Source organism: Enterococcus hirae ATCC 9790 (genome assembly GCF_000271405.2).
In the GTDB taxonomy this organism is placed as follows: domain Bacteria; phylum Bacillota; class Bacilli; order Lactobacillales; family Enterococcaceae; genus Enterococcus_B; species Enterococcus_B hirae.
The window spans coordinates 2542299-2563659 of the sequence record NC_018081.1; the positions used below are offsets into that span (position 1 = coordinate 2542299).

Annotated in this window: 20 protein-coding genes and 1 tRNA gene; 4 read left to right on the top strand and 17 right to left on the bottom strand. The window is 34.7% G+C overall.

Annotated features, from left to right (window positions below):
- Positions 1-13: 13 nt before the first annotated feature.
- From EHR_RS12070 to ulaG, 4 genes are read right to left on the bottom strand one after another with little or no spacing between them, the layout of a single operon-like run.
- Positions 14-313 carry a PTS sugar transporter subunit IIB gene (locus EHR_RS12070; RefSeq protein ID WP_010719408.1) on the bottom strand — a complete coding sequence of 100 codons (300 nt, stop codon included), beginning with the start codon at positions 311-313 and terminating at the stop codon, positions 14-16.
- 43 nt (positions 314-356) lie between these two features.
- The gene (locus tag EHR_RS12075; protein ID WP_010737417.1) at positions 357-1847 is read right to left on the bottom strand and encodes a PTS ascorbate transporter subunit IIC; all 1491 of its coding nucleotides are present in this window, start codon (positions 1845-1847) and stop codon (positions 357-359) included.
- Positions 1848-1859: 12 nt separating this feature from the next.
- On the bottom strand, positions 1860-2312 hold the full coding sequence (locus tag EHR_RS12080) for a PTS sugar transporter subunit IIA (protein WP_010737416.1): 453 nt from the start codon (positions 2310-2312) through the stop codon (positions 1860-1862).
- Positions 2313-2328: 16 nt separating this feature from the next.
- A complete protein-coding gene (gene ulaG, locus EHR_RS12085) occupies positions 2329-3396 on the bottom strand; it encodes an L-ascorbate 6-phosphate lactonase (RefSeq protein ID WP_010737415.1) in 1068 nt (355 codons plus the stop codon).
- A 217-nt stretch (positions 3397-3613) separates the two neighbouring features.
- On the opposite strand from ulaG, the gene EHR_RS12090 reads away from it, so the two are divergent.
- A complete protein-coding gene (locus tag EHR_RS12090; RefSeq protein WP_010737414.1) occupies positions 3614-4378 on the top strand; it encodes a DeoR/GlpR family DNA-binding transcription regulator in 765 nt (254 codons plus the stop codon).
- 164 nt (positions 4379-4542) lie between these two features.
- Here the strand turns inward: EHR_RS12090 and nagA are convergent, their stop codons facing one another.
- The 4 genes from nagA to EHR_RS14315 all read right to left on the bottom strand — a co-directional run bounded on the left by nagA (position 4543) and on the right by EHR_RS14315 (position 8329).
- Positions 4543-5691: an N-acetylglucosamine-6-phosphate deacetylase gene (gene nagA, locus EHR_RS12095; protein WP_010737413.1), complete on the bottom strand. Its 1149-nt coding sequence runs from the start codon at positions 5689-5691 to the stop codon at positions 4543-4545.
- An 88-nt stretch (positions 5692-5779) separates the two neighbouring features.
- Positions 5780-6601, bottom strand: a complete 822-nt coding sequence (locus tag EHR_RS12100; protein ID WP_014834728.1) for a helix-turn-helix domain-containing protein — start codon at positions 6599-6601, stop codon at positions 5780-5782.
- A 206-nt stretch (positions 6602-6807) separates the two neighbouring features.
- Positions 6808-8025 carry a pyridoxal phosphate-dependent aminotransferase gene (locus EHR_RS12105; protein WP_010737412.1) on the bottom strand — a complete coding sequence of 406 codons (1218 nt, stop codon included), beginning with the start codon at positions 8023-8025 and terminating at the stop codon, positions 6808-6810.
- Positions 8026-8167: 142 nt separating this feature from the next.
- Entirely contained in the window at positions 8168-8329 is a 162-nt protein-coding gene (locus EHR_RS14315) for a hypothetical protein (RefSeq protein WP_010719418.1), read from the bottom strand.
- A 68-nt stretch (positions 8330-8397) separates the two neighbouring features.
- Between EHR_RS14315 and EHR_RS12110 the strand changes: the two genes are divergently transcribed.
- The 3 genes from EHR_RS12110 to apf all read left to right on the top strand — a co-directional run bounded on the left by EHR_RS12110 (position 8398) and on the right by apf (position 10286).
- Positions 8398-8480: transfer RNA gene (locus EHR_RS12110), tRNA-Leu, on the top strand.
- Positions 8481-9103: 623 nt separating this feature from the next.
- A complete protein-coding gene (locus EHR_RS12115) occupies positions 9104-9313 on the top strand; it encodes a DUF378 domain-containing protein (protein ID WP_010719419.1) in 210 nt (69 codons plus the stop codon).
- A gap of 355 nt (positions 9314-9668) precedes the next feature.
- Positions 9669-10286 (top strand): aggregation-promoting factor, encoded by a 618-nt coding sequence (apf, locus tag EHR_RS12120; RefSeq protein WP_010737411.1) that lies wholly within the window; start codon positions 9669-9671, stop codon positions 10284-10286.
- Positions 10287-10393: 107 nt separating this feature from the next.
- Here apf and EHR_RS12125 read toward each other — a convergent pair whose 3' ends face one another.
- The 9 genes from EHR_RS12125 to EHR_RS12165 all read right to left on the bottom strand — a co-directional run bounded on the left by EHR_RS12125 (position 10394) and on the right by EHR_RS12165 (position 21215).
- On the bottom strand, positions 10394-11305 hold the full coding sequence (locus EHR_RS12125; RefSeq protein ID WP_306690491.1) for a plasmid recombination protein: 912 nt from the start codon (positions 11303-11305) through the stop codon (positions 10394-10396).
- 289 nt (positions 11306-11594) lie between these two features.
- The gene (locus EHR_RS12130) at positions 11595-12101 is read right to left on the bottom strand and encodes a hypothetical protein (RefSeq protein WP_010737409.1); all 507 of its coding nucleotides are present in this window, start codon (positions 12099-12101) and stop codon (positions 11595-11597) included.
- 304 nt (positions 12102-12405) lie between these two features.
- Positions 12406-13035, bottom strand: a complete 630-nt coding sequence (locus tag EHR_RS12135; RefSeq protein WP_010737408.1) for a hypothetical protein — start codon at positions 13033-13035, stop codon at positions 12406-12408.
- Between the two features lie 55 nt (positions 13036-13090).
- Positions 13091-13429 (bottom strand): LPXTG cell wall anchor domain-containing protein, encoded by a 339-nt coding sequence (locus EHR_RS12140; protein ID WP_223603537.1) that lies wholly within the window; start codon positions 13427-13429, stop codon positions 13091-13093.
- 247 nt (positions 13430-13676) lie between these two features.
- Positions 13677-15149, bottom strand: a complete 1473-nt coding sequence (locus EHR_RS12145; protein WP_010737407.1) for an AcpB/EbpR/MafR family transcriptional regulator — start codon at positions 15147-15149, stop codon at positions 13677-13679.
- Positions 15150-15530: 381 nt separating this feature from the next.
- The gene (locus tag EHR_RS12150) at positions 15531-17015 is read right to left on the bottom strand and encodes an AcpB/EbpR/MafR family transcriptional regulator (protein WP_010737406.1); all 1485 of its coding nucleotides are present in this window, start codon (positions 17013-17015) and stop codon (positions 15531-15533) included.
- 390 nt (positions 17016-17405) lie between these two features.
- Positions 17406-18728, bottom strand: coding sequence for a dihydrolipoyl dehydrogenase family protein (locus EHR_RS12155; RefSeq protein ID WP_010737405.1), 1323 nt, complete (start codon positions 18726-18728; stop codon positions 17406-17408).
- Positions 18715-19680, bottom strand: a complete 966-nt coding sequence (locus tag EHR_RS12160; RefSeq protein WP_010737404.1) for an ABC transporter ATP-binding protein — start codon at positions 19678-19680, stop codon at positions 18715-18717. Before EHR_RS12160 ends, EHR_RS12155 begins: the two co-directional genes overlap by 14 nt.
- Positions 19677-21215: an ABC transporter permease/substrate-binding protein gene (locus EHR_RS12165; RefSeq protein ID WP_010737403.1), complete on the bottom strand. Its 1539-nt coding sequence runs from the start codon at positions 21213-21215 to the stop codon at positions 19677-19679. The genes EHR_RS12160 and EHR_RS12165 overlap by 4 nt, the downstream gene beginning before the upstream one ends.
- Positions 21216-21361 lie beyond the last annotated feature (146 nt).

Consider the following 21361-nt stretch of genomic DNA (forward strand, 5'->3'; position numbering starts at 1 on the left):
TTGTCTTCCTCTTTTATTTAGATTTTTGATACAACGCTGATTCAGCAAATTTTTCACCAATTTCTTTGGCTGACATGACATTTTTAATGCCAATCACTGTAATTCCTTTTTTCTCAGCTTGGATAAACATATTCAAAAAATTGACTGGTGTAAAAACGACATCATACTGAGTCGCAGAACTTTTTCCTTCAGAAATTGCACAATGATGGATTTTGGTAATTGACACACCTAGTTCTTTCATTGCCTTTTCGACGCTTCTCATCATCATCAAACTTGTTCCCGACCCGTTTGCGCAAGATACTAAAATTCTCATTATGTTTTCCTCCTATGTGTTCATTTTAATTTTATTGTTGTATTTAATTCTCGTTGTGATATTTTTCTGCATATTGCTCATAATCATCGACGATCAAAAAGTACCCGTCTGGATTTTTACGGTATTGTAATTGTGGAATAATCAATAGCCCAACCACGACTAATGCGATACCAACATACCCCAAAAACTTCATCATTACAGTAAATAATGGCCAAGCAGTGGCCCAGTCAAACATACCGAGATAGCCACCATATTTTGACATGCCGATCCAAGTTGCAAAAACGGCCGATCCACCAACTTGAATGATTCCAGAAAGAAATGGGAACAGACAGGCGGCTTTGAAACCACCTCGATTGTTGGCAAAAACTGCGATAACTGCATTGTCAAAGAACAGTGGAATAAAACCAGCAATCACGATGGTTGGTGATTTGAACAAAATGAGTAAGGCAATCATCAAAAATTGACCTAAGGCACCAAACAAGAAGCCAATGGTTACGGCGTTAGGTGAACCAAAACCAAAAGTAGCAGCTACGTCAATCCCAGGAACCGCACCTGGTAGGATTGTATTGGAGATCCCTTGAAAAGATTGTGTTAGCTCATCCACGAAAGTACGGACTCCTAATTGTAAAATGGCTAGGTAGACAGCAAAATTCAATGATGTTGTCATAATATAGAACAAGAAACTTTGTCCTTCTTGCATAAACTGTGCTTGAATCAAATAATCTTTTCCTAGCACTAACAAAATAATTCCAAAAAATAAAAGCATTAATAAAGAAGTTGCTACCATATTTTCATTAAATATAGATAAAAAACCTGGTAATTCAATATCTTCCAATTTTTTATCCACTTTTTTAGAGTGTTCTTTTTTTTGATCACGTTTCTTTAAAAACTCGGCTAACTTCGCAAATATATAGATACCAAACATTTGCTGATGTGCCACAGAAAAACCCGCGCCCTCGGTTAACTCCTGGGTGATACCAACTGTTAAATTAGAAGCTACTGCCCAATAACAGCCTAAAATCAGTCCCATAAAAATCAGAACTTGAATTCTTCCTAAAGAGGGAAAACAAAATAATAATATCCAAAAAGCAGTTGCAGATTGTTGAATCTGAACATTTCCAGTTGTAAAAACCGAACGTAATTTTGTATATTTTTGAAAACGAACGAGTAAGATATTCATAACAAAAGCAATCAAAAGTAAAATCATGACATCCCCAAATGTACGACCAAATGTTTCCTCTAATCCAGAGTCAACGGCATTTTGTCCAAAATATGGATCGGTGACCATCGCATCCAGATTAAACCGTTCTTTTAAACCTACTAAAATGGGGCGGAAGTTGTTTACTAATCCTCCTGAACCAACCGTCAAAATGAAGTAACCGACTGTTGCTTTCAAGAAACCAGCAATACACTCATAAAATGGACGTTTCAAGAGAATGTACCCTAGCAGTACAATAAAACCAATCAGATAAGCTGGTTGAGTTAAGATGTTTGTAGCGAAATAAGTCCAAATGCTCAATAAAAAATCAGCCATTCTTTTTTCCTCCTATAAGTTATACTCTTGCATCACCACTCGATAGTCTTCAATCGAATCGGTATCTGCCAAACGATCAATTAGCCCATCTATCATCAACAACTCAGACAATTTTTGAATATTTTCCATATGCTGATCTACATTTTTGGCTGCTAAAGTAAAGAATAAACTTGCTGATTTTTCTTCTTGGTCGAATTGAATGGGCCTTTTCATTTTAGTGAATGATATAGCTGTTCCATAAACTCCTTCACTATCTGCTGAAGAATGTGGCATTGCCACTTTGGGAACAATCATGATATAAGGACCATGTTCTTCTACACATTGGATGATTTCATCTACGTAACTTTGATCAATCAACTTTTTATCTAATAATAGTTGACAGCTTTCAGCAACAGCTTCCTTCCAATCAGTAATTTCTTTATCGGAATATTTCACCAAGCCTTGATCCAAAAAATATTTCAACATGTTGTTAGCCTCTTTTCTATAAGAATGACGGGAATGGTGTATCGTTTTCTACAGAAAATACATCCTCAAAACCACGGTAGAAATTAAATTCCAGGTCGTCTTTGTTCGTTGGATAGGTAAACTTGCCTCCTACCTGCCAGATATATGGTTTAAAATCGTACTTCAAGCGATCCTTTTTAAACTTCCATATTTCGGTAATTTCTTTTGGATCAGCCATAAAATTTGCCCAGATATCATAATGAACAGGGATGACTACTTTAGCCTTCAATGACTCAGCCATTCGCAACATATCGACAGAAGTCACTTTATCCGTGATACCTCGTGGATTTTCACCATATGCACCTAGGCAAACATCAATAGTATGTTCGTTCCCATGTTTCGCAAACATATTAGAATAATGAGAGTCTCCAGCATGATAAATATTTCCACCCGATGTTTCAAATAGATAATTCACAGCGATCTCATCCATTTCTTGAGGTATTTTCCCTTTTAAAGTTTCCTCTGGATCTTCACAAGTGACTAATGCTGTACGGTCAAATGCTTCTAAAGCAACGATAGTTACATCCTCAATTTTGACTTCATCTCCTGGTTTGACGATTATCGTTTTCTCTTTTGGAATTCCCCAGTTCAACCAAGTATTTACTACTTCTTGAGGACCAATGAATTTTGCATTCGGACAATTTTGATGAACAGCAGCTGCTGTATTGATATCCAAATGATCCGAATGGATATGCGTGACAACTAAAGCGTTTACACTTTTCATTTCAAAAGGGTCAATCACAAAAGGTTGCGTCCGCAAGTTCGGTTGCATTTTTTGAACCCCACTCATTCGCATCATCTGATGCCCTTTTTTCATCATCCCATTTCCATGACTACGTTTACCTGTCCCACACCATAAATCACACAAAATATTTGTCCCTTTATGCGTCTTTAACCAAATCCCGGTACAACCTAACCACCACATCGCAACCGTTCCTTCTTTTACTTCTTCTGTTTCGATCTCTTCATTCAAGTAGGTACCCCATTCAGGAAATGTTTCTAAAACCCAATTTTCTTTTGTGACATCATTGACATGTTTGCTCATTGTAATTCTCCTCTCAAGAACTTTCTTTTGTTGATATCTAAATCATAATATGCAACGACAAACATGAAAACCCTTTTATATGACTGTTTGTTATTTATATGATCGTTTTTGTAAGTTAATTGATTTTTTTAGTATGATATATATAGTTAATAAACTTTATATGAATCTTTGAAGCGATAAAAATCATATACATAGGCAACAAATAGGAGGGTAAATAATGAAAAATTCCATTGTCAATATTGAGAAGCGTCAAAAGGATATTTTGGAGCGATTACAACAAAAAGAGCAAATGACAACATATGAGTTAGCTGAATCTTTAAAAGTCTCTATTAGTACAATACGCAGAGACCTAAATTTATTAGAAGAAAAAAATGAGATCATTCGTCATTACGGGTTCTGTTCTTATAATTATGATAATCGTACAGACTTTGATCAATCTGGACCAGAACGACTAAAACAATCAATCGCTCGTGAAGCTTGTAAATACATCAATGATTATGATACCGTATTCATTAATTCTAGTTCTACTGCACTTAAAGTGGTTGAATATGTACGTGCCAATCACCTGACAATTGTCACAAATAACGTAAAAATCACTTACTCCCCTCATAAAGAAAACTGCAATTATATCTTGACTGGAGGTGAGATGCGCTTTCCAAAAGAAGCATTAGTGGGTGATATCGCATTAAATACCATTTCTTCAATGAATGCTGATGTCTGTATCATTGGTTGCAGTGGTGTGTCGATCGATAATGGCGTAACAACTAAAATTCTCAATGAATCAACGATCAATGAAATGATGATTCGTCAAACGTTTAAATGTAAAATTCTAGTTGCTGATCATCGTAAAATTGGTTTAACATCAAAATTTAAAATTGCAGATATTTCATTTTTTGATTATTTGATTACTGACAAGTTTTGTTCTGAAAAAGTAATTGCTGAAATCAAAAATGTTGGGGTGAAAGTCATCCAAATCAGTTAAAAAAAAGCCGTTGTGAATGGAACAAGGTTCTGTCCCAACCACATCGGCTTTTGCTTATTTACGAATGATGTTCAAATAAAATGACCTGATCCATTAAGTCAAAGCTCTTCAAATCAGCCTTTCAGCGATGGTTCGCTCTTACTTACTTAATAACAGTCTTTTTATTAAGCGTGATAACGTTCTACACCATCTAGGTATGTTGCTTCTAAAGTCATATCTGGATTCAATACGATAAAATCAGCGTCCCGTCCTTTTACGATCTTGCCACAAGTATCATCGATCTTGCAGCTGATTGCTGGTACTAAGCTTCCCATCATCACAGCTTGTTCAGGTGTAGCTAATCCCCAGTCTACTACATTTTTGATTGCTTCTTTTAATTTCAAGATACTTCCTGCTAAATTACCTGATTCTAAGCGAGCAGTTCCATCTTTCACGACCACTGGAAATTCTCCTAAATTATAATTGCCATCAGGCATTCCACCAGCCATCATGCAATCAGTGATCAATGCCACATGGTCATGACCTGCTTTTTCCATTAAAATTTGAGCAGCATTTGGATGAACATGATGCCCATCACAAATCAATTCTGAAAAAACATGTTCTAGCGATAGTAGCGCACCAACCATTCCAGGTTCACGATGATTTAATCCACGCATGCCATTATACGCATGGACAAAGACACTGGCACCTGCTTCTACTGCCTTTTGTGCTTCATCGATCGTCGCATTACTATGACCCAATGAAACAACCACGCCTTCATCTGTCACTTGTTTGACAAACTCTTCAACGCCTTTTCGTTCTGGGGCTAGGGCAATTTTTTTGATCAGTCCGCCAGAAGCTTCTTGCCATTCATGGAAAGTATCAAGATCAGGGTCTCCAAAATAACTTGGATTTTGCGCCCCTTTATGTTCTTCCGTAAAGAATGGTCCTTCAAAATAGATTCCTTTAATTTTTGCTCCAGGAGCTTCTTGGTACATTTTTCCAATTGTTTCAGCTACATCTTTTAAACGTTCTTTACTTGATGTTAAAGTAGTTGGTAAAAACGATGTTACTCCACAAGAAAGCAATCCTTCTGACATTGCTTTCACACCTTCTGCATCATTATCCATCACATCATGGTTCATATAGCCATGAATATGCGTATCAACTAGACCAGGAGCGATCCATTTTCCGCTTTGATCAATGATATTGACTTCTCCTTCAGGTGTGTTTTGGGTATACTCCCCAAAAAGACCATCAGTGATTTCAAGATAACCTGCATTTTTGACACCGGATGACAAAAAGAATTTGTCTGCGTAGATAAAAGTTCTCATTCTTCTCTCTCCTTTGATTTTCTATCCTAAAGGTACTCTTATTTTGGAGATAAGTCAAGAATGGTCTACACCATTTAGAGACTTTTTGCTATTTTTTAACTGATTGTGCCAATTCTTCATAAAAGAGAGCTTTATTGATTTCACCTTTCTTTTTATAAATCAAACTCTTTAAAATAAATAAATCGTTAAGGTAATAATAACTATTTTTATCTTGCGCCCACCGTATTCCTTGATTTACTTGTTCTAAAGATAGTTCAATTTCTCCTTGGTGCAACAAAAAGCTTCCATAGTTATAAAAAATTTGAGTAAACTCACTTTTGGTTCGATCTTGGATCGTCTCTTGGAAGAGTTGGATACTACGACTTAAATAGTACCTCGCTTCCGCAGTTTTGCCAGCTACGCCATAGATTTTGCCAATGCAACTGACTAGCTGGATCTCAACATCCGTCACTTGTGTTCGATCTTTTAACGTCGAATAGGAGAGCGCTTCTTTTAAATAACTAAGTGCTTGAGTAATATTTTTTCGTAATGTAAATTCACAGACGCCTAAATAATAATAATATTTTTGAAAATCCGCAGCTTCGTACAAATTTTCTGTAACCTCTGGCGATTTTAACACTTGTTCCAGCTTGCGATAATCTCGTTGCTGAAAATACAAGTCTGTTAACTCAAAATTCTTTAAGACCGCTCGAATTTTCCCATGAGATAAACGCATGACATGATCGATCGTTACGCCTAAACGTTGGCAAATTTGTGCCATTACAACAACATTTGGTAGCTCTTCATTATTTTCAATTCTGCTTAAAACACTCTGTGAACAAATATCTTGCGAAAGCATTTTTTGTGTCATCTTCTGTTCTTTTCGAATTTCTTTTATGATTGTACCAAAGGAAGCGACCAACGTTTCCATAAGCATCCTCCTTCAAAATATGCGTATTCGCATTATACCAATATTTTACTTTACGGAAGAAGAAACATCAAGAAAAGTCCTATCAAAAACTTGTCCGACTTTTTTCCTTCCTTATTTTTGATTTAGCTAGTGATTATTTCATCTCTCACACCAAAAAGAGCCAAAACTTGAGTTCGGCTCTTTTGAGTAAAAACATCCATGATAGGCTATTTTTGTCGGTAAGTCGATAAAAATTCACGCATTTTGACAGCAGTCGTTTTCAGATCATCCATCTTTGGTAAATAAACGATTCTAAAATGATCCGGTTGATGCCAATTAAATCCCCCACCATGAACCAGCAAGATATGATGTTCATGTAGGAAATCTAAAACAAACTTTTCGTCATCTAAAATATTGAAACGCTTCGTATCAATCTTAGGAAAAATGTAAAACGCTGCTTTAGGTTTTACTGCAGAAAGACCGGGAATGTCATTAATGGCATTGTAAATAAATTCTCGTTGCTCATAAATACGCCCATCAGGTAATAATAATTCATCCACACTTTGATAACCACCTAATGCCGTCTGAATGATTTGCTGAGACAATACATTGGAACAAAGACGCATCGAAGAAAGCATGTTCAATCCTTCAATATAGCCTTTAACATGTGATTTATCTCCACTCAACACCATCCAGCCAACACGAAATCCTGCAACACGATGGGATTTAGATAAACCATTCAACGTCACGACAAATAAATCTGGTGCCAAGGTAGCGATTGGAATATGTTCTAAACCATCCATGACTAAACGATCATAAATTTCATCAGAATAAATAATCAATTGATTTTGACGAGCAATCTCCACGATTTGCTCTAAAATCTCTTTTGGATACAATGCTCCAGTTGGATTATTTGGGTTGATGATCACGATTGCTTTTGTTCTACTCGTTATTTTTGATTTAATGTCATCAATATCAGGATACCATTCTGCTTGTTCGTCACATATATAATGAACAGGTTTTCCACCAGCCAGTGATACTGAAGCCGTCCATAATGGATAATCAGGCATCGGAACTAAAACCTCATCCCCATTATCAAGTAGACCTTGCATACACATTGTGATCAGTTCGCTGACTCCATTCCCTGTATAAATGTCGTTGATCGTCACATTGGGGAACTTTTTGATTTGACAATATTGTTCAATCGCTTTTCTTGCTGAAAAAATGCCTTTAGAATCAGAATAGCCTTCTGAATCTCGTGCATTCATAATCAAATCACGTATCACTTCATTTGGCGCTTCAAATCCAAAGGGGGCAGGATTTCCAGTATTTAACTTCAAAATACTGATCCCTTCTTCTTGCATACGTTCGGCTTCTTCTAACACAGGTCCACGTACGTCGTAGCTTACGCCTTCTAGTTTATTGGATTTTTCAAATTCTCTCATAACGCTATCCAATCCCTCATTTCAAAATAAACAGAAATTTCTGTATTTTTTTTTTTACTTATTTTCAATATCATACTCTATCCCTCTAAAATTTACCACAATTTTAAGTAAAACCATAAGAAATTTTAGTTAGTTTTCAAACTCATTTCCGTCGATATTCATTGAATAAATTCGCACCCCAGTCCATAGCAATTCCGCAAATAACGCCCAAAAAAATTCCGGCAGACAAATCTTTCAATACAATACCAAGAATTAGCCCAACACTCATTCCTAAGATAGAAAACTCCCCATCATATTTTTCCACTTTTTCTCTCCCTTTTCATCTTGACATCTGCGGAAATACTCGCTATCATTAATTTATTGTTATTATACGCAGACGTGATGGAACGGCAGACATGCAAGATTGAGGGTCTTGTGAGCGTACGCTCGTGTGGGTTCAAATCCCATCGTCTGCATCAATGACTAGTCGTAGAGCATTCCGTGCTCTACGTTTTTTTGTTTTCTTATTCACGTCTTATTAATAAACTTACTGTTCGTTATACTAAACGACCTGACTTCTGATAATTTTACGCATAAATTCTTCTTTCTATTTTACTCTTCCTGTTAATTTACTGCTAATGATTACTATGGACAGTTCCTTCTTATGTTTCATAAGATAGCTTTTTTGATTATTTCTCCTTATTACGATTAAGCAATGAGATCAGTATTGTTTTATCTGCATGCCTTCTATTTTGCCCATCTTGATCATTTTTTATATTTACAACCTATGACCTATACTGTAAAAGAATTATGAGAACGATGAATATTAGGAACCATAATTGAACTCTTATTCAATCGATTCTTTTAAATAGTGTAACGCTTGTTTACAGTTCTTGAATCCTTTTGCTTTCCATTGGACATTTCTCTTTCTTAACTTATATATTTCATTTTTTTCTCATCATCAAACTCGTATTCTTATAAATAAAGATGACATTACCAGCTTATAACCTTATTTTATAAGCTTAAGCAGTATTTTAGTACTAATATAAAAATTAGTTTATAATTAGAGTATGTCAAATATGGAGAGGAGAAATAACAAATGAAAACTTTAGACATTATTGCTTTAACATTGTTGATCGTTGGTGGATTAAATTGGTTATTGGTTGGTTTATTAGAATTTGATTTAGTTGCTACTATTGCAGGTGGATCTACGACAATTCTAGCTAAAGCGATCTATATTATTGTAGGAATTTGTGCTATTTATTGTTTGAAATTCTTTCCACTTATTACAAATAGAGTAGAACGATAATTTTTTAATTATCCTCTGTTCCTAATATAAATAAAGCAGTCATGAGCGTTAGTTTGTATGCTCATGACTGTTTTTATTTATATTCATGTAAGCGTTATCCGAGACGAAAGAGAGATTTTTTCTACAAAAAAACGTGAGATTAACCTTTTCTTAATAACTAGACAGCTACTCTTTTTAGAGACATTATGCTTGATTTTACGACAAAGAAATCGCTTTCGATTACATATGTTACTTCAAATATTACAAAAAAGGTAGATTTGTCATAAAGCTATTACCTATGAAATATATCCCCGTGGTAAAGTATTCCTCGTTGGTCACAACAAAACTATTTTTAAATTTACGAAGGAGCTTTTACATGAAATCACTTAAAACATTACTATTAGGAACAACTTTGACTGCCGGCGCACTATTCTTTATGGGAACATCTGCACATGCGGACGAAGCTTATACCGTTCAATCAGGTGATACGCTATCAACGATTTCTCAAAAATACGTTGGTGATAACTCCTTGATCCAAACTATTGCAGAAAAAAATTCAATCTCAAACATCAACTTGATTTATTCAGGTCAACAATTAACAATCCCAACAGGCGAACAAGCAGCAACAACACAAACAGCTTACCAAGCGCCTGCTCAAACAAAAACAGTGGCTGAACAACCAGTGAAGCAAGAACCAGTTCAACAAGCAGCACCTGCTCAACCAGTTGCTCAAGCAACGCAAACAGCGGCACAAGCAACACCAGCGACAACAAACACAAGCTCAGCGAAAGAATGGATCGCTCAAAAAGAATCTAGCGGTTCTTATACAGCAACAAACGGTCGTTACATCGGACGTTACCAATTAGATTCTTCTTACTTAAATGGTGACTATTCAGCAGCAAACCAAGAACGAGTTGCTGAACAATACGTATCTTCTCGTTATGGCTCATGGGAAGCAGCTAAATCTTTCTGGGAAGCAAACGGTTGGTACTAATATAAAATAGCTTGTTTAAAAAGCGAAGGTCCCTCTTTAGGATCTTCGTTTTTTTTTACTAAGCAAAGCGTAAATGAAAAAAATTGGCAGAAATGGTATCCTTTCTGTCAATTTTTTTGGTAATTTCGATTTTCTAATTCCAGTTTGGCAAATGGTGGTTCGTTCATCGTGTTTTTTGAACAGTTGTGTTTGTCTAACTGCTCAAAATTATTTTTTGTTTCTTTCATGACGTTCAATAAATAGTTGTTCTCTGCTTTCAATCGTTTCACTAATGAATTCAAATAATTGTTTTCTTTATGTAATTCGTCTATTGTTTTACTCTTTTCGTCTGTCATATGATTTGAGTAGTTGTCTGTTTCTCTTACTGGTTTCTTCATCCCCACCTCAGAAGGCAACAACGAGTGGTGAAGTAATTTAGTATACAGTTCTTTGTATTCCTGATACTCAGCATTCAATTGTTCTTTCATATGATCATTTGTCGATTTCTTTCGATAGATGGATGTCTTATTTTGTTGAAGAACTGCTTCTAACTTTTTGAGTAATTCTGTTTCTATTTCACAGTTTTTATATTTGGACATAATATAAGCAGAATTGAGACGTCCTTCTTTCATGGGTATTAGGCCAATATGTAAGTGTGGTTTCTCTTCATCAAAATGAACATGTGCATAAATGATATTCGATAGACCGTATAGTTTTTGAAAGGTTTGAACAATTTGTAAAAAAAATAGTTTTGTTTCTCTTACTGATAATTTTTTTAATGCCGATTCTTTAAAGATGATTCGCCATTCAATTAATATTGTCCAATTAGAATGAATCGATTTTGTTGAAGATAAATGGGTCAAATATTTTCTAATGATCTTTTTATAGTCAATAAATTTCTTATTTAAAACATCATAATTTAAAGATGTTTTATCTGGTTGTACAATACTTGATTCAACTATTTCTCTTTGATTATGTCTTTGGACTTGTTCTAATTCATAAAATCGATAATCCGTTTTTTCTAATTTGATTGATTTAATAGTTCTGCCTCCTTACTTTCTTCTTACTATGTGAATCTTTCAAACAAGTAAATAAACAACGTTTTCATCTAAAGTTTAGTTAATTCTATCCCAAAAAACAAACCGAAAAATTCCTATTTCTTGGTAATTATGTACTTTTAGTGAAATAAAAAAGGACCCTCTTTAAAGGATCCCAAGTAAACCAGTTAAAACAAAACCTACTTCGTGAATTTTCGAGTGAACTAAGATAATAAAGCAAGCTTTGGCCCGCCTCTAAATAACTATTTTTTATTATACTAGCTATGATTCGTTAATCAATACGGAGTGTTCCATCAATGGTTGTTGTATTGATTAGTTCTTTTTCATCATATACTTTATAATATATCTTTATGCCATGCGTACCCGAGGAAGGCATATTCTTGAAAGCAACCGATTCAATCCCATTGTTGGGTGGAATCAATCCTGAAACATATAATTTTTTTTGATTAGATGCTAAATAGTATTCTACTTGTATATTATAGGAGTTGACACCCACATTACGTACATCCACGTGGGCTTTTCCCTCTTTATTTAATTCGATTTCATGCTTCAATACAATCCGAACATTGTCTTTATCGACTTCTTCCTGCATCTTTTTTAATAATTCGCCATTATTCAACTGAGTGATGTTCTCATCAAAATCTGGCAATCCTGTAACGACTTGAGGGGGAGATTGATTAAAATAGAAGTATCCACTGATCCCCAATATCAAAAGTACTACAGAGAAGGTTATCAGGATATATGTGCTTTTTTTTCTTTGTTTTGCTTTATGTGCCATTTAAAAATCTCCCTTTCTGATAAAATCAAAAACAAATCGTCTCAACCAGATGGATAAAAAAATCATTCGTTAAGCATTTACTTTTATTTTTTTTCAAACAATCCACAAGTTTTTTTGTTGATCAACTAGTTTCTTTCGTTCCAACAGTTTATACTTTCAATGATTAGCAGAACTCCAACTATTTGGAATCCTGCTAAATGGTATTCTAAGACAGTCATGTCATTGTTACTATGTGCGAAATTCCCTGTTTATTCTGCTGGGGATTCCAATAATATATGATATAAATGAAACAAATCACGCTTTTTTATGATTCAGTATCTTTTAAAGCAGTGAAATTAAACGTTATTTCGTAACTTGGTCTAACCACTTGATTTTCTTTAAATCCTTCAGCGATTTTTCCTTCGAATTTTAACGTTTTAGATGAAGATTTATCTAATTCTGTTAAATAAGTAGGGCTATTAAGAAATTGACCCGCAACACTTTGTAAACGGACGCCCGCTTCATTTGTTGGCGTAAAGTATAAATCTTGTCTTACACCCGATTGACTTTTTTCTTCAAATTTTGATATTTCAATCTTGACTCTACGTGCACTAGAATTATTTGTTACGGTATAAATAGGTGATAAGATATTAGGAAGTGGCTGGCCATCATCTGTTACCGCATTTGCATAACGTACTTTTGTAGGTACAGTGATGTCAACATAAGATACATCTTCCGGTCCGACCGGATCCCATGGACCAATCCAGCCATCCACTCCAATTTGTGCATTATCTTTTCCTTGAATAGTTGCGCTGTCATCCTCAGGGTCACTTAATCCAGGAATCCAGCCTAATTCATTATCTTTAACTGTTTCTGCACTTGCATTCATTGTTCCAATTCCAAATCCACCTAATAAAATAGATGATACTAGTAACACATTTGTCAACTTCTTCATTATTCTGTCTCTCTCCTCGCTGAAAACGTCTCACAACATTTCCATAAAAATAAAATTACATGATATAGTTTTTTTCTCGATTGAGCTCAATCAACATAACCGTTGAGAAAAGGGATACAATTGTTCCAAGTAACATCATATAAACGCTCAATTGTTCACCAGTTTGTGGAAGTCTCACTTTTTTTGAAGAACCTGAATCAGATGGTGTGATCGTTATAGTTGCTTTTTCTTTGGTTCCTGCGTCACTTACGTTATCAATTGTACTGGCATCTGCGTCCGCATCCCATACTCCTATTATTGCTTCAACTTGAATCGTTTGTTCATTTGTGGTTTGTGCATGACAGTTTGTTGTAATGAAAAGACTAACCATTAAAACACCTATCAAATAATACATCACTCTTTTTATTTCGCTCTTCACCTCCAATACTTTAACGACGCAACCTCCACAATAATATTATCCGTAAAAATAAAATAGAATGAAAACCAAGTTTTACCGATAGATTGGTAAATACCTTTTCCATTAGTAATTGTTATGTAACAAAAAGATGATTAGCTTAGAACATCTAAAAAATAATACTTAATTTTTAGCCATATCAGTTGATAAGCGGAAACTTTTCCGAAATTTATAGTCATAGTGTAAACTAACTATCCATACTGGAATTAACTTTTATATGGTAATAATCAACTAATTTATTAATGATATCTTCATCAAAATAACTAGACATCCCAATCGTTGGAATACCGAAATGGTCAGGCGAATATACATCTGTTAAAAGGCAATCGAACTTTTGTAAATAGCCCTTTTGTATTTGAGTAGTAGGATCGAGTATCTCAATTTTGATATTATGTCTAAAATAAAATTGAATTTCCTCTTTGAGCATCCGCATATGATCGTAAGAGCTATCCAATAAAAGCGCTACATTGATACTTGCTTTACTTTCTCTCACGCGTACCCATAGTTCAGACCAAGAAGTTAATAATTTGAAGATGGATTGCTGGATCATTTCATCTAAGTAAGATAAAAATGGATTACCAAGAGAAAAGTAAATATCAAAAAATTCATCTCTTAATGCGGTAACTAACTCAGGACTTACCTTCAACGTATTTTCAAAAAAATCCGTTTTTTTATTGTATAAAATATAAGTAGGTCGCACCGAACTCATGGTCGTCCAATAAATATCATGAATCAATTTATCTCGATTCTCGCAAAGTAATCCAAAACGTTCTTCCAGCAAAGTAATCACATAGCCGATCTGTTTCTTTATTGAGACCGAATCGATTTCAACTCCTTCTGAATGAAAGCGAGCGATTGGATTAATTGGCTGATGGAATTCATAAAATAATTGCTGAAGATTTTCTTTTACACTTTTGATGCCAAAGACATTATGTATTTTTTCTACTAGTTTTTTTTCGTTCATTAGATGTGTAAAATGAAAAGGTATCTCGTTAACTTCTAATTGATAGCCTTGCTTCAATCGTGTAAAACAGACATACAATTGAAATTTTAAATTTCCCAAAAATAAATGATGGTCATTGTTCACAATTGCCCATATCGTATTTTCTTTGATGAATATATCAATGATCTCTGAAATCAAATTTCTTTCTTCTTTTTGTATCAATTTTTCGGGCAAATGATATTTCTCAGAAAAATATACTGAAAAGAAGTCTCTGATATTCCCTTCGTTTCCGATAATTTTGATTTGATTGGTAATTTGAAAATCGAAAAACCGGATTTCTTGATTGATTCGATTAATTACCCTTGATACCTGAGTTTCTGAAATATAAAGCAAATCACTAAGCTCTTCTTTAGAAGTAACTTTTCCTAGGAAAATCGTTTCCAGTAATGTGTATTCTAGACTCTTTTCAAGAATTTTTGAACAGATAAATGACTTAGGCGTTGTGATATCTTTCTTTAAAATGATTCCTGCTCTAAAAGAAGTTTCAATTGATAGAGGCTCAATCATTTCGTTGACTTGAGATAGATCATTTCGAATGGTTTTTTCTGAACTATCAATTTTTTCAGCTAATTCCGCAGTCGTAATCCATTCCGTATTCCAAAGGATTTCTAAAATATTCAATTGGCGTCTCAAACGCCCGTCTAATATTTCTCTCATTTCTATTACATCTCTCCTCTCCTAACAGATAAATACTCCTTGTTTTATTTTTAGCATATCCCAATCTTTAAAAATAACCTTAATATACCGAGCCCTTGGTAAAATATCTTTCATAATCTTTTATTTTTTCCACCGATCCATTGAGTTGTTCGTGATGCAAAGTAAAAAAATAGGAGACCAAAGACAATCATTCATCTCGGGTCCCTTTACTAGGTAGATCTATGCAACAAACAGAATCGTTTTCACTAAATAGCACGCTCACTTTTTTTATAGTTAATGTAACGATAACTGCTCTTTGGATGTTTATTCGGAAATACTACTATGATTGTTACTGTATCGTTCAGCCTCTTTCTCAATATGTATATTCAACTTGTTTTGCTTTTAGATGAGTATATTCTTTCTAAAAACGTGTAATTCTTCCTTTTTGTTGATCAAAAAATGATGTAGTTTTTTGACAAATTCTTCTCCAAAATAATTAGGGACGCCAATAATTTTCACATTTCCTAGATCGCCAGTATTAAAGCCATTGGTTAGGACACAATCATAGTGTTTTAGCTGATTCACAGAATTTTGTGCTATTGGCAATAAAATATCAACTTCATATGTATTTCTAAAATGATATTCAATTTCTTCTTTTAGCATTTTTAAATGCCCGGCTGGTGCATCTAATAGCAATGCAGCGTGGATTTTAATCGTTGGCTTACGTATTTCCGAACGAAATTCAGACCATTGTGAAACTAAAGTATAAATGGATTGATAAATCATATTTTTTTTATCTAGAGAATGAACGGTTAGATCGTCATAAATTTCACTGAATTTAGCTTTCAAATTTAAAACGATATCTTGTCGATCATTCATTAATTCGCAGACAAAATTTTCTTCAACGTTATTTAAAATATGCGTTGGACCGATCGTACGAAATATCCGCCACATAACGGCCTGAAGTAGAGCTGTTTTGTTCTGGCATTTAATCTTAAATTCATAGCTAACTTCCAAAATCAGATTTTCCAGTCTTGTTTGTAAGATCGATTGACTAGTCCCTAGTTGTAAGCATCTTTCATTTAATTTGAATGGAGCATGAAAATACTCAAACAGGTTAAACAAAACTTCTTCTGATAGTTCGATACCAAACACAGCTTGCCACCTTTTGTTTAATTCTCGATCTCCAGTAATCATAGAATAATTAAAATAATCTTCCTCTTGTTTAAAGAATGAGCTAGATTTACAACGATAGGCAGCCACCCATAATCTCATTCGCATTTTATTCAATAAAAAATGATGTTGATCATCCATAACCATCTTCTCTTTATTTTGTTTATAAAAAATATCAAGTACTGTATCAATCAGTTGAAATTCTTCTGTTTTAAAAAGTAAATCGGGTGAAAGGTATTTTTCATAGAACAAACTAGAGAAAAGTTTACGGATATTTTTTTCGTGTCCGATCAATTTCAAATCATTTGTGATTTTTATTTCGTATTTTTTCATTAAAATATTCATTTTATTATGTAATCGATTGAGTTGTGTTTCTGAAATAAAGAGTTGATCGCATAGTTCCCCTCTTTTCATCATGGGATTGATGAATATCATTTCCAACATTTGACATTCGACACTTTTTTGTAAAAAAAGCGAATAAACATATGATTTTGAAACACCTAAGTCTTTACTTAAAAAAACGCCATATTTTACCGAAGTCTCTATTTTTAAAGGTTCAATTATTTCATTCAGTTGTTTGATGTCTGTTCGGATCGTTTTTTCAACCCCACCTATTTTTTTGACGATCTCTGCAATCGTCAGCCATTCGTTGCTCCAGAGTAACTCTAAGAGTGCTAGCTGTCTTAAATTTTGTTTCGTTAGTAATTGCTTCATTTTTCCCTCCTAATCCCTCAAAATTTACAAACGCTTTGTTTTCTCTATTCTCCTCTATTATTAATTTTAATGTACGAAAATAAGTATGTCTACCATTTCATTAAAATATAAGTATAATAATATTAAAAAAGTAGTGATCAACCTATAAGATTCGTGCTTTTCTGCGAGGTAATATTTTAATAAAAATAACACTCAAGATATCTATTATTAAAATATTTACTACCGGATCTTTTAGAGAACTCTATAAAGAGCCTTTCACTAAAATAATCTTTTTATCATTTTCACTACAATAGAAAAAACGCCTAAATTCGAGGACATTTTCAGCCACAGATTTAAGCGTTTATTTTTTATATTTAATCGTTTTTTTACATAATCAATACACTGTATTTTTTATTTCAATAAATAGGATAAATCACTCGCTACCGTTGGATAACCCATGATCCACTGCTCTAATTCTTCTTTTTTTGTATGTTGACTGATCAATAAATTCAAATCATTGATTAAATCATCTGCCTGTTCACTAAGGACACTGGCACCAATCAAATACCCAGCTTTGTCATAGATCATTTGGGATTTAGCAAGTGGTTCATTCACACGATGATAGGTAAACCAATTGGTCATATCAATTTCTACTACTTCTTCTTGTCCAGTGAGTTGTTTTTTTGTTACCCCGACCTGAGCCAATTTCGGACTAGTAAAAACGATCGTAGGGATGGAAGGGTAACTAATTTTTTCTTTAGTATTTCCTAATACATAGTTTGCAACATAATTTCCTTCAAAGGTAGCAACTGGCGTTAATTTTGGCTCTGTCCGTGAGATGATATCCCCGCAAGCAAAAATCATTGGATTACTCGTTTGAAGATAGTCATTAACAACAACACCATGTTTCGTTGTTTCTACCTTCGCCTTTTCCAGGTCTAGTCGCTCAACATTTGGCTGTCTTCCAGTGGCACAAAAAATCGCATCTGCCTGTAGTTCTTGATCGTTTGACTGCAAGGAATAGTGCGTTCCTTCTTGAATGATTCGCTGTGACTCAAAATCAAAAACAAATCGAATCCCGGCTGCTTCCATTTGTTTAACTAATTGTTTGACCAATTGTTCGTCAAATTCTTTTAATGGTCGTTGATTATGGTGAACGATCGTGACATTGCTTCCTGAAGCATGAGCGATCATCGCTAATTCAAATGCAATATAGCCTGCACCAATAAAAATAATGTCCTGAGGCAATTCACTTAATGATAAAAAGTCAGTACTTGTTTGTAAAAATTCATTCCCATCAATAGGTAAAATCGATGGTCGTTGACCAGTAGCAAGAATGAAATGTTCAGCTGAAATTTTTTCTTCTCCTACAATGATCGTATTTTCATTGATAAAGCGTGCTGTTCCAGCTAGATAATCAATGTCAGCTGCTGCTAATTCTTTTTGACGATTCTTTGAAACTGGATCTGTAAAACTGCGCTTAAATGCTTGTAGTTCTTGCCAATCAACAGTTGGTACTTCGCTGAATCCTTTACCCAACAACTGTTCAATTCGTTTTCTTGCTTCCACACTATTTAGTAGAATTTTTTTAGGGTCACATCCTCGATTAGGACAAGTACCACCCCAAAGATTTTCTTCGATGATCAAGACGTTCTTCCCTGCTTTTTTTAACCCATAAGCCACGCTCATACCAGCTACGCCAGAACCAATCACAACTTCATCATATTCTTTCATTTTCCCTTTCCTTTCTAGATAAATAAGTGAAGATATCTTTTCTTGTAATCTCCCCTAGATTTTCCTCATTTTCTCGAATATTTACTGCTTCATGTTGGATCAATAATTCGAATACTTCAGTCAGCGGTGTACTTAAGTAAACATCTGGAAAATCCGATTGATGAAGTCCTTTGCTGTAATCGTCAGCTACGATCAGCTCTTTTACTGTTTGTTGTTTTTGTTGAATCGTTTCATCAAAAAAGCTCCGTACAAATTCATTTTTAGGCTGAGTCAACAACTGGTCGGGTTGGTCACATTGAATTAATTCGCCCTCTTTCATGACAGCGATCCGATCTCCTAATTTTATGGCTTCATCCATATTATGCGTCACAAAGACGATCGTTGTGCCTAATTCTCGATGTAAGGAAAGTACAAGGTCTTGTAAAGAAGCTCGAGACAAAGGATCTAAAGCACTAAATGGTTCGTCCATCAAAATAACTTCTGGGCTAGCTGCCAAAGCACGGACGATACCGATCCGTTGTTGCTCTCCACCGGATAATTCCTGCGGCATTCTATTTCGATAGATTGTAGGATCAAGTCCGACTTTCTCAAGTAATTGGTCAGCTATTTTTTCTCTTTTTCTTCTTTCCCATCCTAGCATTTCTGGAATAACTTCGATATTTTGTTGGACAGTCATAGTTGGAAACAACGCAATTTGTTGTAAAACATAGCCCATTTTCCACCGCATTTTTTGTAAATCATAGTCTTTTAACGATTTACCCTTGAAGAATATCTCCCCTGCGCTCGGCTGAGATAGACCATTGATCATTTTAAGCGAGGTCGTCTTCCCGCTACCAGAGGGACCCACCAAAACAAAGATTTCCCCTTGTTCAATCGATAAGTTTAGTTCTTTAATTGCATATTTTTCGCCAAATTTCTTTTGGACTTGCTTGAATTCTATCAGATTATTCATTTATTCCCCTCCTTCAGTAGTCCTTCTTTTTCCAAGAATGCATGCGCTACTTCCGCAGGTTGTTGTTTTTCTACATTCACTTGATAATTCATTTCAATCATTTGAGATTCTGTTACTTTGCCAGCGAGCTTGTTTAGAGCTGCAACGATTTCTGGATGTTCCTTCGCAAAGGCTTTGGTCATCAAAGGAGCTCCTTGATAATCTGGAAATAATCCCTGATCATCTTCTAAGGTGACAAGGTCATATTGTTTTAGATCACTATCCGTCGAATAAGCATCTACTACATTGACATCTCCGTTATCGATGGCTTGATAGCGTAAACTTGGTTCCATACTTTGGACACTTGGAAAATTAAGCTTGTAAAGTTCTTGGATTCCTTTATAGCCATCCGAACGATCAATAAATTCTAATGTGAAACCGGCTTTTATCTGATCTTCAATCTTTCCCAAATCAGAAATGGTTTTTAGCCCATTTTCTTTGGCAAATGATCGCTTCACCGCTAAAGCATAGGTATTTTGATACGCCATTGGTTGAAGAAGTGTCATTTCAAATTGTTCACCTAATAAGCGATTCGCTTGATTATAGGTTTCTTTTTCATTCAATTCTTTATTTTTTAAGTCATCAGGTACTTTAACTAAGCTTTCTAAAACAGTTCCTGTAAATTCCGGATAAATATCGATCTGTTGATTCTCCAATGCACTAAAAAGAAAACTGGTTTTGCCGAAGTTCGGTTTTAATTCAACTTCAACATCTGAATTATCTTCAATTAATTCTTTATACATTTGAATCAAAATATCTGGTTCTGAACCTAATTTCCCAGCAATTGTCACCTTATCTTCTTTAAAGAGTCCGCTTTGATACAAAGATATTCCACCGATTCCCAAAAAGATAAGCAATAAAGTGATAACTGTATATCGAGGTTTCAAATGTTGAAGAAGTCTGATTAAACTACTGAAAATAATCGCTAACAAAGCTGAACTGATTGCACCGATCAGAGTCAAAACTGGCGTATTTCGATCAATTCCTAATAAGATAAACGTTCCTAAGCCACCGGCACCGATCAATGCTGCTAACGTTGCTGTTCCAATGATCAAGACAAGGGCTGTCCGAATACCTGAAATAATAACAGGTAACGCGATTGGCAATTCCACTTTGATCAACCGTCTCATGCGTGACATACCAAAAGCAACTGCTGCTTCTTCAATGGATGGATCAATTTCACTAAGTCCGATATACGTATTTTGAAAAATTGGTAATAACGCATAGATCACTAATGCGATCAACGCTGGCACTGTTCCGATTCCAACGAAGGGGATCAACAATCCTAATAAAGCTAAAGATGGGATCGTCTGTAAAACACTGGTTATCTGCAACAATACTTCTGCCATTTTTTTATGGTTCACTGCCCAAATAGCTAATGGGATTGCAATAACAATCGCAATCAATAAGGCAATTAATGAAATTGATAAGTGCTGAAATGTTGCGGAGATCAATTCTCCTTTTCGCTCAACAAGCGTTTGAAAAAAATTATTCATAGGATCTTCCTTTCCATTCTAATTTAAGTATAAACATAGACGAAAAAATCCCCAACTAAGTTGTCTGAAAAGAACAAAAAAGATGCATAGTTCATCATTTGTAAATCCAACACCCCGGCAATTCTCTGAATATGCTTCAAACTAGC

Excerpts from the sequence above, each read along its gene's own strand:
- EHR_RS12160 (WP_010737404.1), bottom strand. The coding sequence starts at position 19,680 with ATGAATAATCTGATAGAATTCAAGCAAGTCCAAAAGAAATTTGGCGAA.
- EHR_RS12155 (WP_010737405.1), bottom strand. The coding sequence starts at position 18,728 with ATGAAAGAATATGATGAAGTTGTGATTGGTTCTGGCGTAGCTGGTATG.
- EHR_RS12105 (WP_010737412.1), bottom strand. The coding sequence starts at position 8,025 with ATGAGAGAATTTGAAAAATCCAATAAACTAGAAGGCGTAAGCTACGAC.
- EHR_RS12090 (WP_010737414.1), top strand. The coding sequence starts at position 3,614 with ATGAAAAATTCCATTGTCAATATTGAGAAGCGTCAAAAGGATATTTTG.
- EHR_RS12115 (WP_010719419.1), top strand. The coding sequence starts at position 9,104 with ATGAAAACTTTAGACATTATTGCTTTAACATTGTTGATCGTTGGTGGA.
- EHR_RS12165 (WP_010737403.1), bottom strand. The coding sequence starts at position 21,215 with ATGAATAATTTTTTTCAAACGCTTGTTGAGCGAAAAGGAGAATTGATC.
- EHR_RS12150 (WP_010737406.1), bottom strand. The coding sequence starts at position 17,015 with ATGAAGCAATTACTAACGAAACAAAATTTAAGACAGCTAGCACTCTTA.
- EHR_RS12080 (WP_010737416.1), bottom strand. The coding sequence starts at position 2,312 with ATGTTGAAATATTTTTTGGATCAAGGCTTGGTGAAATATTCCGATAAA.
- ulaG (WP_010737415.1), bottom strand. The coding sequence starts at position 3,396 with ATGAGCAAACATGTCAATGATGTCACAAAAGAAAATTGGGTTTTAGAA.
- EHR_RS12075 (WP_010737417.1), bottom strand. The coding sequence starts at position 1,847 with ATGGCTGATTTTTTATTGAGCATTTGGACTTATTTCGCTACAAACATC.
- EHR_RS12070 (WP_010719408.1), bottom strand. The coding sequence starts at position 313 with ATGAGAATTTTAGTATCTTGCGCAAACGGGTCGGGAACAAGTTTGATG.
- EHR_RS12145 (WP_010737407.1), bottom strand. The coding sequence starts at position 15,149 with ATGAGAGAAATATTAGACGGGCGTTTGAGACGCCAATTGAATATTTTA.
- EHR_RS12140 (WP_223603537.1), bottom strand. The coding sequence starts at position 13,429 with ATGTATTATTTGATAGGTGTTTTAATGGTTAGTCTTTTCATTACAACA.
- EHR_RS12130 (WP_010737409.1), bottom strand. The coding sequence starts at position 12,101 with ATGGCACATAAAGCAAAACAAAGAAAAAAAAGCACATATATCCTGATA.
- nagA (WP_010737413.1), bottom strand. The coding sequence starts at position 5,691 with ATGAGAACTTTTATCTACGCAGACAAATTCTTTTTGTCATCCGGTGTC.
- EHR_RS12135 (WP_010737408.1), bottom strand. The coding sequence starts at position 13,035 with ATGAAGAAGTTGACAAATGTGTTACTAGTATCATCTATTTTATTAGGT.
- EHR_RS12100 (WP_014834728.1), bottom strand. The coding sequence starts at position 6,601 with ATGGAAACGTTGGTCGCTTCCTTTGGTACAATCATAAAAGAAATTCGA.
- apf (WP_010737411.1), top strand. The coding sequence starts at position 9,669 with ATGAAATCACTTAAAACATTACTATTAGGAACAACTTTGACTGCCGGC.